We start from the raw sequence: 15182 nt of genomic DNA, 5'->3' as shown, positions 1-15182 counted from the left end.
TTCCTCCTTTTTAGAGCTTACCCAAGGTATTTGTTATATTTTGTAACGCGTATTCGATGGCTAATGGGCCACCAGTAATCGCGGAAGTATCCATTAAGTGGACATTGCCTTTCTTTACGGCACTCAGATTATTCCATACATTACTTTGTTTTAATTCATTCATTAATTGTTCCTCTTTTGTAATCTCACCTATAAGGAAAATATGGTCTGCTTGAATAGTTGATATTCCTTCAAACGTAGTAAATTCATTATTAGTACCTTTATATGTATCATCGGGTGTAAGCCCCAGTCCCTTTTCTTTATCAAACGCAAGTGTATAGACAGGATTTCCTTCACCTAGAACATTAAAAGTTTTTCCATCCCAAGACAATATAAGTGCTACTGACTCTCCTTGAATCGTCTTTAATGCTTCACGCCCCGTTGTGATTTCTTTCATCATATTATCAATTACTTTCTCCGCTTCGTCTTCTTTTCCAATAATCTTGCTACTGTACGGAGTCCATATTGCCAATTTTCATAGATATCCTTGGTTTTTAACGTAATGACTGGCGCAACTTTTTTCTAGTGAATCATACATTTTTTCATGATACTCTGTTGCTAAAATATAATCCGGTGCAATAGATAGAATTTTCTCAACATTAGGAGCCGTTTTATCTCCTAGGTCTTCAGTTGAATCCAGCTTTCCTTTTAAATAAGATAAAGAAGATAGGTACTCTTTTTCAGTAGAAGCAGCAGGCGGTTCACCTAATGCAACTAATATTTCAGGATAAAAATACCATAGACCGGCTATTTTTTCTGGTTTTTTCTCGATAACACTTTCTTTCCCTAAGGCATCCTTAAATGTTCTTGGCCAATCCGGATCCGTTGCATCCATATTAACTGCTGATGTAGATGCGCCTTCTGTCGTTGATCCTTTATTTTCAACAGGTGTTTCACTACAACCTGCTAGTATGCCTGCTAACAATAGCATTGCGATTAGCAGTCCTTTCATCTTTTGCATACGAAATTCCTCCACCATCATGTTTTCCTTCGTTTGCCATTAGTATAGTAAAGTAATTTTTAGATTTGAATGGATGCCTGTTGAAATTAGCATGGATTATTAATGAACTTCTCTCGATATTCCGTAGGAGAAATACCAAATTGTTTCTTGAACACTCTACTAAAATAAAAGGGGTCAACAATTCCAACCGTTTGCGCAATTTGTTGTACAGGCGCATCACTTGTAAATAGCATTTCTTGTGCCATGTTTATACGATATTTTAATAAATATTCTGCTGGCCCCATACCTGCATGTCTTCTAAATACATAAGAAAGTCGATTTCGATTAACGTTATTTTGTTCTGCAAGCGATGCTATTGTAAGGCTTTGATCATAGTATTCATGAATATAATTAGATACCCGTTCGAATAAAGTATATGTTGTTCCACAGCTATCTTCCCTATTAATAACACATAATAAGGTCTCATTCAGTACTTCGCGAAATAGCATTTCAGTCTGAAACTTCGAAATACCCCCACGCTGATTATACACATGCCAAAGACGCATAATTAAATCGATAAGACGAGGAGATTGCCCTGTTGATAATTCAAAATGCTGATGAGAAAAGCTTGACTCTTCTAGTTCTGAATTACATATCCGGTATTGAACAAGAATATATTCCCAGTTTGTTATACCAAACATTTTTTGATCTAGTTTCATTTTTGCACCCCCATGCACAACTTTTCCTGGCGAAAAGATATAAGGCGTGCCATTAAATTGAAATTGTACCTTCCCTGTAAGTGGAAACACAAATCCAGGAAATGAATCTGTATAGTCAGCGTAAGGCACACCTGGATTTCTAGCATATCGATATACTCCTTCTACTTGAAAAGGAGTGTGTGCAAAATGCTCTGCTAACTGATTTACGTCGATTTTCACATTGCATACCTCATTCCAATCGTAGTTTGCCGGTAATCCTGAGATGATCGTTGTACATCCTGTGCAGCTATTAACCACGAGCAGTACATACGATTCAACAAGCTGTTGTTCCAGCTCGGAGGCATTGGCATTGAGAGGTATGAGAACTCTCATCTAGTTCTACATTATTGATAACGATTATCATTGTCAATAGATATGTCGAAAGAAGCAATAACGTTCAATCGCATGAAAAAAAGCCCTTGCGAGACAACTCACAGGGGCTTTAAGGGCAAAAACTAAATATTTCGTTTCTCATACGCAAAGGGTTTTTCACACGAGTAAATTTCATGGAAAAATCCCCGATACGGGATATCGTCTTCCAGACATTTAATCCGATACGACAGTCCCTCGTCACACGCTGGATCTTCGCCGTTGTTCCGCATGACCTCGAATGTATCTACAATACCTTCCATGAGGGTTAATTTAAAAAATAAAGGCAGCTTATCCAACATCGAATCGTCAATCTTGGTCTCGGATCTGTATCCTGCGAGTACTGTCTCAAAATAATCATCCATAAACTTTTTACGTTTACCGGCGTCTGGTTCAAATTGTATCCAACCCACGGCGTTTGTCCAGAGATCTGCCAGGTCATACATATACCAACCGAAACATGAATTATCGAAATCATATACGGTTATTTGCCCGGTATCAAAATCTATCGAATAATTCCCATCGTTGAAATCAAAATGGATCATACCGAAAGTCTCCGGATCCTTGGCCAATCCTCTTAAAGTATGAAGGAGCTCTACCAGCTTTTCCTTAAGCAGGGACAAAGAGTCGGGTATCAGTTTATCGATATATTCTGCATTATATTTATCAAAAAAGCTATACCGGCGATGGACAGGTGTATATCCTTTCGATATTTGGTGCAGTTTCCCCAGGACTTTGCCGCAATTATAATAATATTCTGAAATCGGAACGCCTTCACGATACCGATAATGATTTTCTACAAGCATTTTGCCCTTAGCCTTATGAAATAGGCAGACAAAAAAGGTGTGGTTATTGTAGGTGATCTCTTCCAGCAGATTCCCCTTTCGGGAGCTGATTACATTTGAGACACTTCCGCCATGCTCAAATAAATACCTGATATACTCCACTTCGGCCAGAAAATCTTCCCGGCTCCTGTCAGGTAAGAAAGAGATTCGGAGTATTTTGGCGTCTTCGCCTTCTTTCTCACAGGTATAAACGACATTCCGCCCTCCTTCATGTGGCGGGATCTGCCGGATTTCATAGCCTTCTAATCCGAACAACTCAGATACTGCTGTAAGTAAATAGGTGTCTTCGATTGTAACAACTTCGTTATAATTTATAACTATCTCTCCTTTTCGTAAAACCTCTATTTATGATTACGATACAAATAGAACATACCACAATGGCGGCATGCCCAATGGACTTTTTTGATCATTTCAAGTGGAATTCACTCGGATAGGCGCAAACCATTCCATTTGGAAATATTGACCATCGTATGCATCGATGTCGATTTTTTCGAAGAAGTATTCGTTATCTAGCAGCTCATATCTCCCGTTGCGCTCCTTAGCGAGCCGATCGATGGCCGTATACAGCGCTTCTGCGCGTAGTTCGCTAATCTCCTCGTAATGATGGTTCCCAATATAGCGAAAGCCGACACACATAGAAGCAGGGACGGTGTCGCCTGTAAAGCCGTCAGGAATATCGTTCAGATCCATTACACGCATAGACGGTAGATAGTACGTCCAACTAAGCGATGGATCAGGTGTCCTCGTTAACCCGTAATAGATATTGGGTTCTATAGAATTAAGCACTTTAAGCCGCTTGTTCCACCAAAACTGTTTGGCCGCTTCGGGCGCTTCTGTCGGTGCTTCAGCGATCTCAATTCGATGCATACACCCGATCAAATGAAAGGATGGTATCATGACCATATTCGGCCCGTACACCAAATTTCCGCAAACATTGTGGTTTGGAAACAGATGAAACGGCGGTGTTACGTGAATGTTTCTGCCGGATTCTCTGCATTCGCCAGGCGTAAGCCCATACTCACGCTTAAACGCGCGGATGTAGGTTTGCTCATGTTCATAACCGCATTCGATGGCAATATCGAGGATCCGCTTCTCGGTTTGCATCAAATTCTCCAAGCTGACAGCCAGCTTTCGAGAGCGGATATAGCTTTGTAGCGGCACGCCGAAAGCGAACTTAAAGAGTCGTCGCAAATGAACATGGGAAATCGGGAGATCGGCCAAATATTCCGTCTCCTTCGTACCTGAAATATTTTCTTCTATTCGTGATAGTAATACAGATAGCAGCTTATATGGTTCTATAGTCTGTGTCACGCCCCTAGTATATTTTTGTTCCTTATCATACAAATTCTGTGGGTTGAACAATTAATGCATAATGGAGAATTACGGATAAATTGGGCTTTGGTTACATGAATTTTCGTTCCACCGTATCACAAAGTGAGCGTGCTGCACAAGGATTCTTTTGGGTCACCGTTGTATTCGCTTGGATGGACTATAGGCAGCGGTTAAATAGCGTTGGCAGCGGCAGCAGGAATAAAGCGTGGAGAACCTCCGATTTGCCGCGAATTCCGGACGCCAAGATGAAAATCAAAAAGAGAAGGCCGATATTGGGAATATTCTTTACGATTGTGGTCATGGTGCTCTGCATCAATTCAGCCGATCTGCTCGGAATTTGGAGGAACCACGATGGCGTGTTCACGATCGTCCCGTTTCTGAACAACGATGTATTCCATCACTATTGGCCGCCGCTTCTATGGATTGCAGCCTCGTTAGCCATTATAAGGGAAATTGCCCGAATTGTTGTACATTATAGATCGAGCAAGTTGCTGACTTTCCATATTGTGATGACAATTATGACAACAATACTTGTGTGTATCATGCTTGCGGATAATGCACTGTGGAATCCTCATTTCATCCAAGATTTAACTGCCTTGAACCTTCTACCCACCGATGGAAATGACTTTACAACCCTTATGTCGACCTGGCCCAATGTGAAAGAATGGCTCGTAAATGCCATCGTCTTGATTGCATTGCTCGACATCATAACCGAGTCCCTAGCCTGGTATCGTGCAAAATCATCGCCCTCTGCAATCACAAAATAATACCCGCGTCCATATCGGGGTTGAGACTCACCAGAACGAAGCAGGCCCTGACTTCACCAAGTCAGGGCGATGGCCTATCATATATTCTCTTGCTTTAATGCATCAATAATGTTTTCCTTTTTTACTTTCGCGCCGGAATAAACAATCGCGGAACCGACAATGGCAAATACGGCGACAATGACAGACAGAATGCTCATCCAAGGGAGGGTGAACCCGTAGCTGAATTTGTTCGCAAATGCCCTGTAGATCAGAACCATCAGGACGAAACTGACGGGAAGCCCGAACATCAGCGACTTGGCCCCATAAAAAATACTTTCGTAGTTCATCATTTTCGCAAAGCCTTTTTGCGTCATGCCAACGGATTTCAGCATCGCAAATTCTCGTTTTCGAAGGGATAAGCCCGTCGAGATCGTATTAAAAATGTTCGCAATGGAAATCGCCGAGATTAATACGATAAAACCGTAAGAAAAGACGGACATCAATAGAATCTGTTGTTCTTCGCTTTTTCTGGATTGATATACGTTATTGACATTCAGATTGGTCTCATGCATCTCTTCGATTTCCTGCTGGGTCCTCATCGGTTCCGTACTTTTCAAATGGAGGTACGTCGAAACGTTGGCTAGATCCTCGTCGTCTGCCAGTAGATTCATGACACGTTCCGACACGATCATATTTAACCCGCCTAGGCCTGTCATGTTCATCCCCATAGGAACCTGGTCCGTCAATACGGCAACGATCACTTTGTTTGCCTTCGTTTTTTCCCCATTCTCTTTATAGAAGTTCGTTAGCTCCATACTTTGACCGACATTCGTATATATGGCCTTCGTATGAATATATTTTCCCGTGTCCATATCTTTGTAATGAATCGTATCCATCACGATCGCGGCGGGATGATCCGGATCCGTAAGCTGTTCGTAATCCGCGCCGACCGCTTTGGCATAGGCTTGCAAACTCGAATCGTTCAAGGCATGAATCTTAATGTCGTAAGGGTATTTCCCGTCTTGCAGTAAACTCTTATCCTTCTTCACCTTCTCTTGCAATTCATCGGCGATGTTCGCTGCATCAACCCAAGCGTTCTTATATAACTCCTGAATCACGTTGTATTCCGTAACGCCATTCAGGGATACAATCGATTGCATCAACCGGTCATCTATTCTTTTTCCGTTGCTGTACGACACTTCAATATCGTATTTGACGCCTTCCTGCGACAGTTCCAGGGATTGTCTCATGCCGGCCGTAAAAAACGATACCGATAAAAACAAAACGATGCTGATGACGAGCGAAAAAAGAATAGCATGATATCTCCGTTTGTTCCTTTTTAAGTTTTTCAGCCCGATTTCCGCTTCGATTCCGAAGAGCTTGCGAATGAACTTGGACGTTTTCACGGCTTTGGCTGTCAGCTTGATGTCGGTAGTCTGGCGAATCGCGTCCATCGCGGATACCTTGGATGCCTTGATCGCCGGGAGGTACGTCGAAATGAAAATCGTCAACATAGACACAACACAGACGATCAGGAGCGATAACGGCGTGACAATGAGCCTCAGCTTTTCAGTGGTCCATAATGCCCCTTCAATCATGGTGTTCATGAACCCAAAGGTGATCCCGATCCCGGCAAGACCGCATAGGATGCCAATGGGAATGCTGATGAGGCCAATGACGACTCCTTCAAAAAGCACTGAATTTCGCTTCTGCCTTTTCGTAGCCCCCACGCTCGCAAGCATCCCTAAATGGCGGGAACGTTCCGAGACGGATATCGCAAAGGCATTATAGATGAGCGAAACCGAGCCAATCATAATAACCGCCATAATGATCGCCGATAAGGAGAACATCATGCTGTACGAGGCTTCGCTTTTGGACAAGCCGTAATAACGCAACAATCCGTTATTATATTGGACCGTTTCAATTTGGTTTTTAGTAGCCAAATCCTCCGCATGAGAAAACAAGGACGGATTGACACTCCGCAAGACCACCGACGCATCGACTCGATCGTTTGTCCCGATGATATTATCATCGACATAGCTGATGATCGTATAGCCCGGGGCCCAAGCCGATTCCCACACGGGGCGCTTGATGAAGCCTACCACCGTATATTCCTTTGTCTTTATTTGCTGCAACGTTTCGGTCAATTTGCCGTCTTCCCTACGCAGCATTTCGGTCTGATCCAGGGGTTGGTCGCTCCCTTGTTCGAATCGTTCGCCGATGCGAAGGGTTAGACGATCGCCGATCTCATACTTTACTTTGGCGTTTGTTGCAACGGGCTCGGAAATCACGACTTCCTTATCCGTATGCGGAAGACGCCCCTTGCTTAGTTCAACCTGAAATTGCGCGAAACCCTGCGCATTATATTCCTTAATGAACAAGTACGGCTTATTGGGATTTTGTCCCCCTTCCAATGGGGCATAGCCAAGGTCTCTTGTGATCGCAACGGTTTTGGTTGCGTCATCGCCCTTTATCGCCGCAAGCTGCTCTTTAGTTATATCTTGATATCGGACATGCCACTCCCCTGTATCCGCGATGGCTTGCCTGATCATTAAATCCGAAAAGGAAAAAACAAGCGTAGCGACAGCGGTCACCATGGCAACCGAAATGATGACGCCGATGATGGTTACGAGCGTTCGTCTCTTGTTCTGCTTCAGATGCCGGATGGTTAATGTATTGACAATATTCATCGCCTTATCACCTCGTCTTTGGCAATCCTCCCGTCTTCAATTGAAATGATCCTGTCGGCTTGCAAGGCGATTTGTTCGTCGTGCGTAATTACGATCAGCGTCTGATGATAGGTTTTATTCAGCATTTTTAATAAGTCGACGATCTCGCTGCTATTCTTGCTGTCCAGATTCCCGGTCGGCTCGTCTGCCAGCATGATCGCAGGATTGCCGATGAGGCTCTGCCGATCGAGACCCGTTGCTGCTGCCCGCCGGATAGCTGATTCGGAAGGTGGTTTAGTCGATGCTGCAAATTCAACGTATTCACAAGGCCATTGAGCTGCTTTTGATCTACTTTTTGTTTATCCAGCAAGATCGGCAGCGTAATATTCTCTTCGACCGTCAGGACGGGAATCAGATTGAAAAACTGGTAGATCAGGCCGATTTGCCTGCGCCTGAAGATGGCCAGTTGCGTTTCGTTCAGGGCATACATGTCCGTATCTTGTACATAAACTCTACCGCCAGTTGGCCGATCCACGCCGCCCAGCATATGAAGCAGCGTCGATTTCCCCGAGCCGGACGGGCCGATAATCGCCACGAATTCGCCTTTTTGGACCGAAAAGGAAACATCGTCAAGCGCCTTCACCGCCGATTCGCCTGTGCCGTATTCTTTTGACAGATGCTCGATTTTTAAAATTTCCATTGCCATGCCTCCTAAAAGTTTTGTGAGCGTTACTTCCTGAATCGACTTCGTACAAAACTCACTTCGGAAGCATAGGCTCTCCCTATATGCTCAATTCCAGGTATATACCATCTCTTTAAATCCCACATCCCATAGGGTTTCATTCCCCTCAATGGTTATCTTAAGCTCATTTGCTTGGGGAAGAAAAATTAGGCTCATATCCGGCTCATGGCGCCCGGCTTCTGCAGATGCGTACAGGAACTCTTGTCCATCGACGGTAACCCTGATGCTGCCCTGGAAATCCTTATGATCGGGAATTCCATAATTCAAGAAAAGATACAACTCCTTCTTATTGCCTAACGTATACGTGAACGTTTCCTTGTTTTTACCTTCGATGCTATACACATTATACTTAGGTTCCACGACTTGACCGCCAATCTTAAGACTGGCCTGTTTGGTTCCCGTTGATGGATTCCCAGTACTATCCTTCAATTCGTTGATCGCCACAAAGGGGCCCATGTCTTTGGTGAACGATTGGTCAAGCATTCCGAAGATCCCCCACACCCCGAGCATCAAGACAATCCCGGCAATGCCCGTAGCAACGATATTTCTCCGGTTGTTTTTTGTACGAAAGCCAAGTTTGTACGCCCCGAATCCGATGGCTGCGCCCGATGAGTTCTGTATGACGTCGTTCATGTCGAAGCTTCCGAGCAAAGTTAATGCCTGAATGGTCTCCAGCACGAGAATGGACAGGATGAACAATGTCATAAAGCGAACAAAGTTGGTTCGATATAACAATGGAATCAATATGCCAAAAGGAATGAAGGCTGCGATGTTCCCGAAACCCACAAAATCCATCAACGTAGGATGTAGAAGATCGGATAGGCCTGGCACCCTAAAAAAATCGTCCGGTAAAAAAATAAAGGTATACTCGTTGTTGTGATCTACTTTACCTACTCTGCCGAAAGCGAAAAACAAAAAATAAAGAATAAAAAGAGTGTAGAATATCGTGATAGCAAAAATAATCTTACGCTGTTGCTTCAAATGCATGGTCTTACCTCCATCGTTCATCTGTTGAATATCATTTTATCTGTCTAAAATGACTTTCCAGTGACGATGGAGGTGACAATTCAGTCACTTACGGCGTGCTGCTAAATAACGTGCTTATAAAATTTAATCCGAAACTGCGTACCCTTCTCGCTGTCGCTCGTCACATCGATTACGCCATTCTGGCTGGCAATGATGCTGTGAGCCATCGCAAGCCCAATGCCGATGCTCCCTTCGCTAGCGTTCTTTCCTTTGTAAAAACGTTTGAAAATATAAGGCAAATCTTCTTTCGGAATGCCTTTTCCGTTGTCAGCAATGACGATTTCCGTAAATAACGCGTTTTCGGAAAATGCGATGGCGATCGCTCCGCCTTCAGGCGTATGCTCCACGCCGTTCTTCAAAATATTGATGACCGCTTCGGCAGTCCAATTGAAATCGCCTACAAAAGAGACGCTGTCATCGCCCGCGATGGAAAACGTCTGTCCTTTAATATCCATCGGAATCATAACCGGCTCTAATGCCTTTTGGATAAGATTTTTCATGGGTATTCGATCTTTTTTGAATGGGATGGTCTTCGCGTCCATTTTTGATAGCTTTAATAAAGAAGAAACAAGCCAGTCGATGCGTTCAAGCTGGATGCGAATATGATGGGTGAACTCCGTTCTTTTGGCTGGAGGCAGGTCAGGGGCGCTTAGCAAATCCGCCATTACCGTCATCGAGGTGAGCGGCGTTTTGAGTTGATGCGAAATATCGGATATGGCATCCGTCAGTTGAATTTTATCCCGTTGCAATAGCGACCGGTGCTCCGACAGCATGAGCGTCACTTTGTAAATATCATTCTTTAAAATGCTTAGCTCGCCTTCTTGGTTATCGCGAACGTCGAGGGAATCATTGCCGTTGCTTATTTCCCGCAAATAGACGGACAGCTTAGCCAGCTCGCGATATCTCCATCTCGTGAATAACATACTCGTGCCAATGAGCAGCATGGATACAATGAAAACGAATATTGCCGCGACGGACGAAAAGAAAGCAGCAACCACGGTCCCCGTTATGCTGATCGAGCCCATGACGAGCAATAACATTTGAAATTCCCGATTGCGCAGCATCTAATCACCGACCTTATAGCCTAAACCGCGTACCGTTTTGATCAAAGTCGGATGCCCAGGATCATCCTCCAACTTTTCCCTCAGCCTTTTGATATACACCGTTAACGTATTGTCGTTCACGAAGTCTCCGGCCACGTCCCAGATTTGCTCTAAGAGCTGATTCCTTGTGAGGACCTGTCCAACGTGGTTGCCGAAGATCAGCAATAAGCGATATTCTAAGGCGGTCAGCGGAATTTCGGTGCCGTTTTTATACACTTTGCCTTCCAGCGTATTGATTCGGACATTGTCGATGTCTATGATCGCTCTGGCGTGGGACGGCTTCTGGTATCTCCGCAAGACGGACTTGATCCGGGAGAGAAGCTCACGAACCCGAAAAGGTTTGGTAATATAATCGTCGGCTCCCATGTCGAGCCCCATCACGACATTGACCTCATCGTCGATCACCGTTAAGAAGATGACCGGAATGTTTCGCCGCTCTTTCACTATCTTGCACAATTCATAACCGCTCCCGTCCGGAAGCTGTAAATCGAACAAGCATAAAGCGAACTGATCGATATCTTCGGCGAGCACCTTTTTGGCTGAGGCGACATCATGGCAGAGAACGGCCCGATAACCATCTTGCTGCAGCGAATATTCCAGACCGGACGCGATCGTCTTATCATCTTCGACTAATAACATTTTCATATGCAGATCATCCTTACGTTAGAGTAAATTCACTCCTCATCTTAGTGTCGACATTATAACAGACTTTTTCCGCAACAGGCGAAAAAAAAACTGCCGCTCCGCCGCACTAAACGACGAAGCGGCATGGCTGTATTCCTTTAACCCCTATGTTCCTAGTAAAAAGCAATTGCAATTTATCCGGGTCTTCGACAAAGCCCATTCATACATCTCTTCAGGAATATTAGCGAGCAATTGTTAGGATTTCTGAAAATTTATTTTTTGTTCTTTAATCAATCCATTTCTTTTCTCAGTCCCGAATGGTTCCGGCCCGTTTGGACTTCTGCCGGGTAAACTTGAACTTCTTCTCTTCTACGTTCTCAAAATTAAAATTAATTATCGAACATATAACGGCTTATGCCGGTTATGGTCAAAACAAATGAACACTGGAACACCAGCAGTAAACGAAACTTGAAGCGCTTTATCGCAATAGCGAATCTTACATAATCCATCATATTCAGCCAACACGCGCGCCCTCATCAGTTTCCCTGCTTCCCACGTTATATCCACTGTATAACCACCACGAGCTCTAAGGCCTTTTATATAACCTTCTCTCCAAGCAGAAGGAAGTGCTGGCAACAAATGAATTTCCTGTTGATGACTTTGCAGCAAAAGTTCGGCAATCCCTGCAGTTGCACCAAAATTTCCATCGATTTGAAACGGTGGATGCGCACAGAACAGATTGGGGTAAATTCCGCCTCGATGATAATCATAGCTGCCTTCTTCAATGATATTTAGGAAATTGCGTAGTACCTGCATCGCCTGATCACCATCATACAACCTGGCCCACAATGCCAATTTCCACCCCATACTCCAGCCCGTACCTTCATTACCTCGAAGTTCGAGCGAACGCCGAATGGCCTGGCTGAAATCTGGTGTACGTTCTACGCTGAATTCGCTACCAGGATACATGCCATACAGGTGGGAAACGTGACGATGAAGTGGATCGTTTTCCACATGCTCCCGCTCCCATTCCATGACCTGTCCATTTACACCTATTTCTAATGGCCTCAATCGTTCCCTGGCTTCTTCACATTTATGAGCGAACGCCTTATCTATATCAAGTATCGCGCTAGCCTCTACGATCGTCGTCAGTAACTCACGGCATAGCGATATATCCATCGTACTTCCTTGAGATACCGCGCATGGAAATCCTTCATTTGGTGTAATAAATTTATTCTCCGGTGAAACAGAAGGCTCGTAGTCAATTGTCCTGCATCATCTTCAATGAGCCAGTCAAGTACAAACCGTGCTGCTCCCTTGAGTATCGGCCAAGCACGTTGCGCCAGAAACTCCTGATCTTGTGTGAACAAGTAGTGCTCCCACAAGTGCTGGCATAACCATGCACCTGCCATCGGCCAGTATGCCCACTCCGCATCGCCGCACGGCCCAACATTGTTCGTCCGCCAAATATCGGACATCGTATGCGCCGTCCAACCATCGCAGTCATAGTGAATCCGAGCCGTTTTTTTACCCGTAACCACTTGCTGCTCTATTAGCGAAAATAGTGGCTCATGACACTCTGACAAATTACAAGTTTCTGCAAGCCAATAATTCATTTGCAAATTAATATTGAAATGATAGTCACAATTCCATGGAGGTTGAATCATATCATTCCATATCCCCTGTAGATTCGCCGCCTGTGTACCCGGCCGTGAGCTGGAAATAAGCAAGTAACGACCAAATTGGAACACAAGGGCCATCAAACCCGGATCTTCCATTCCACACATAATATCTTTAATCCGTTCATCTGTAGGAATGTTAGCCTTATTGGCGAAATGCGATTCACCCAATTTTAACTCCACACGATGAAATAAAGCTTGATAGTCGCGCAGATGAGATTCAAGTAACACCTCATAGCTTTTGCATTCTGCTGCTTTCAATACTTTCATACAATGAACCACTGGATCCAAACCGCTTGTACCTGGTATTTGATCAAATCCGTTAAAGCTCGTTGCTGAAGTATACAAAAGTGTAACGGTTTGCGCTCTGCTTACCTTTATCGATCCGTCAGCATTTGAACACACTTCGCCACCTTCCTGAAGCACAGAAACTGCCGCAGCAAAACGCATTGATTTTCCAAATTCTTCCCCATCGTATACAATTTCAGGTTCTAAATTGTTGTTATGATTCTGTACCTGTTTGGGACAGCGCCCCATCATGAGCATACTGCCATCCTGAACCCGCTGAATAGAATGTCGAAGTTCTGAATCCAATGTAACTGTCAGATGAAGTCCATCAGAGTGAGCGCTCTCTAAACGTACAACCATCACTTGATCAATAGCCGAGATGAACACAGAGCGTTTCTGTCGGTTGTTACCTTCACCCAATTGGGTTGATACTATTGCCGTATTCAAATCTAACTCTCGATTGTAACCTTGATCCTCCAATTCACCTTCGAAATCGAGGTACAAGTTGCCGAGTGGTTGATATGGCTGAACTCCACTGCCCCCTATACCTAGCATTTTGCCTTCAATCAATTTCTGTGCTTCTATATAACTGCCTTCCGCCAGCAAACGACGTGCTTCTGCCAGATTAGCAGCGGCATTGGGGTTATGTTCTGATCTTGGATAACCGGCCCACAGTGTATCCTCATTCAATTGAATTCTCTCCCGCCGCACACCTCCGAAAACCATCCCCCCGATTCTTCCATTGCCAAGCGGCAAAGCTTCTGTCCATTGCTGTGCAGGCTTTGTATAATACAGCTTATTCTGAACGTTCGACATAGATCAACACCTCAGTTTAGTATTAATAGACTTTGCGTTTACCTGGCACTGGAATAAGTGTTCTAGTTCTGATAGCAGGAACATACCTCCTTCATGCCTATCCTGGCAACGAATTCCAGTGACGGCGTATGGCCTTGAGCAATAAGTAGAAATGGACTCCTCCTTAATACCAAGAAGGAATCCATTCACAATAACTATTATTTTGCTTACAAATTCATCTCTAGCCAGCTGCTTTTCTCACCAGACAATGTAAACTCTAGTTTCCTTATTTTATGTTCTAACCTTTAATTCCGCCAGCACTTATTCCTTGCAGCAATTGTTTCTGTCCAATAACAAATAATATGATCGTTGGAATGAGTACTATAATAAGCGCAGCAAACAACGCACTCCAATCGGTAGCATAACGTTGAACCTCAAACAAATTGGCAAGACCAACCGGCAGCGTTTTTTTACTATCAGATTGAATCAATACTAATGCTAATGGATATTCATTCCAGAAGCCCATAGCGGATAGCATAGATACTGTTACAATTCCAGGCCTCACCAGAGGGGTAATGATCCTGACGAGCACGCCCATATTCCCACAGCCGTCGATTTTAGCCGCTTCTTCATAATCCCTCGGTACCGATCTGAGAAATCACTGCCAAAAAACTATCTCTGCAGCAACTCGTCCCGCGCTTCGGTCAGCGCGAACCCCAGCAAGTTTTGGCCCAGCCATTTCACGGGATTCTCCGCATCCGGATTGGACTGGCCCATGCCGATCCCCCATATGCGGTCCCGCGGGCTGGCTTCGACGAGGATGCGGTTCTTCGTCGACTTGAGATAATCGCCAAGCTCCGGATTCTGCGAAAACTTGGCCAAGCTGGCTCTTTTGACGATGCCGTAGCATTCCTTGTCCCAAGTATCCTTGTCAAAGTTTCGGACCGCGCGCCCATAGGCCTTCATCTCCTTGGGATGCTTAGCCGTAAGGATCGACTCCAGCATTTCGTTGTCACCGAACAGCCTTGCCTTCTCGGCCATCATAAACTGCTCGGCACAGGAATACTCCGTCCCCTCTACCGTGAACGGGCACATCCACCACTGGCTGAAGCAGCTTTTGTCGACGCTCCCGTCCTTAGGCGGCGTATGGCCCCAAAAGAATACAAACTTGAACGTTTTTCCTTCGTTATAAGCTTTTCTTAGCTCATCGAGACTGTAAATCATCCG

10 protein-coding genes and 4 pseudogenes are annotated in these 15182 nt (G+C 44.6%); 1 reads left to right on the top strand and 13 read right to left on the bottom strand.

The features are described 5' to 3' along the window. Nucleotides 1-10: 10 nt before the first annotated feature. The 4 genes and pseudogenes from XI25_RS14450 to XI25_RS14435 form a co-directional block, all read right to left on the bottom strand. A pseudogene (locus XI25_RS14450) lies at nt 11-1000 on the bottom strand (ABC transporter substrate-binding protein). Between the two features lie 86 nt (nt 1001-1086). After that, complete coding sequence (locus XI25_RS14445; RefSeq protein ID WP_046679214.1) at nt 1087-1917, bottom strand: AraC family transcriptional regulator; 831 nt, start codon at nt 1915-1917, stop codon at nt 1087-1089. A gap of 275 nt (nt 1918-2192) precedes the next feature. Then, nucleotides 2193-3206, bottom strand: a complete 1014-nt coding sequence (locus XI25_RS14440; RefSeq protein WP_235439885.1) for a phosphotransferase — start codon at nt 3204-3206, stop codon at nt 2193-2195. 156 nt (nt 3207-3362) lie between these two features. Further along, nucleotides 3363-4172, bottom strand: coding sequence for a helix-turn-helix domain-containing protein (locus XI25_RS14435; protein WP_046679212.1), 810 nt, complete (start codon nt 4170-4172; stop codon nt 3363-3365). Between the two features lie 170 nt (nt 4173-4342). On the opposite strand from XI25_RS14435, the gene XI25_RS14430 reads away from it, so the two are divergent. After that, nucleotides 4343-5050: a hypothetical protein gene (locus tag XI25_RS14430; RefSeq protein ID WP_235439884.1), complete on the top strand. Its 708-nt coding sequence runs from the start codon at nt 4343-4345 to the stop codon at nt 5048-5050. 77 nt (nt 5051-5127) lie between these two features. Here XI25_RS14430 and XI25_RS14425 read toward each other — a convergent pair whose 3' ends face one another. The 9 genes and pseudogenes from XI25_RS14425 to XI25_RS14390 form a co-directional block, all read right to left on the bottom strand. Next, a complete protein-coding gene (locus tag XI25_RS14425; RefSeq protein WP_046679211.1) occupies nt 5128-7719 on the bottom strand; it encodes an ABC transporter permease in 2592 nt (863 codons plus the stop codon). Continuing rightward, a pseudogene (locus XI25_RS14420) lies at nt 7716-8398 on the bottom strand (ABC transporter ATP-binding protein). The gene XI25_RS14425 and the pseudogene XI25_RS14420 overlap by 4 nt, the downstream one beginning before the upstream one ends. Nucleotides 8399-8488: 90 nt before the next feature. Beyond that, nucleotides 8489-9427, bottom strand: a complete 939-nt coding sequence (locus tag XI25_RS14415) for a VanZ family protein (RefSeq protein WP_046679210.1) — start codon at nt 9425-9427, stop codon at nt 8489-8491. 101 nt (nt 9428-9528) lie between these two features. Beyond that, nucleotides 9529-10530, bottom strand: a complete 1002-nt coding sequence (locus XI25_RS14410) for a sensor histidine kinase (RefSeq protein ID WP_046679209.1) — start codon at nt 10528-10530, stop codon at nt 9529-9531. Then, a complete protein-coding gene (locus XI25_RS14405) occupies nt 10531-11214 on the bottom strand; it encodes a response regulator transcription factor (protein ID WP_046679208.1) in 684 nt (227 codons plus the stop codon). It lies immediately after the preceding gene. 372 nt (nt 11215-11586) lie between these two features. Then, entirely contained in the window at nt 11587-11829 is a 243-nt protein-coding gene (locus XI25_RS36890; RefSeq protein WP_442950395.1) for a glycoside hydrolase family 95-like protein, read from the bottom strand. A gap of 90 nt (nt 11830-11919) precedes the next feature. Continuing rightward, nucleotides 11920-13976 (bottom strand): annotated as a pseudogene (locus XI25_RS14400) (glycoside hydrolase family 95 protein); the annotation flags it as partial. A gap of 277 nt (nt 13977-14253) precedes the next feature. Then, nucleotides 14254-14601 (bottom strand): annotated as a pseudogene (locus tag XI25_RS14395) (carbohydrate ABC transporter permease); the annotation flags it as partial. Nucleotides 14602-14627: 26 nt separating this feature from the next. Further along, nucleotides 14628-15179, bottom strand: coding sequence for an NADAR family protein (locus XI25_RS14390; RefSeq protein ID WP_046679207.1), 552 nt, complete (start codon nt 15177-15179; stop codon nt 14628-14630). Nucleotides 15180-15182: the final 3 nt, after the last annotated feature.

Origin of the sequence: Paenibacillus sp. DMB20 (assembly GCF_000987955.1) — a bacterium.
Taxonomy (GTDB): Bacteria; Bacillota; Bacilli; order Paenibacillales; family Paenibacillaceae; genus Paenibacillus_AQ.
This window is presented reverse-complemented; position numbering and strand designations above follow the sequence as displayed.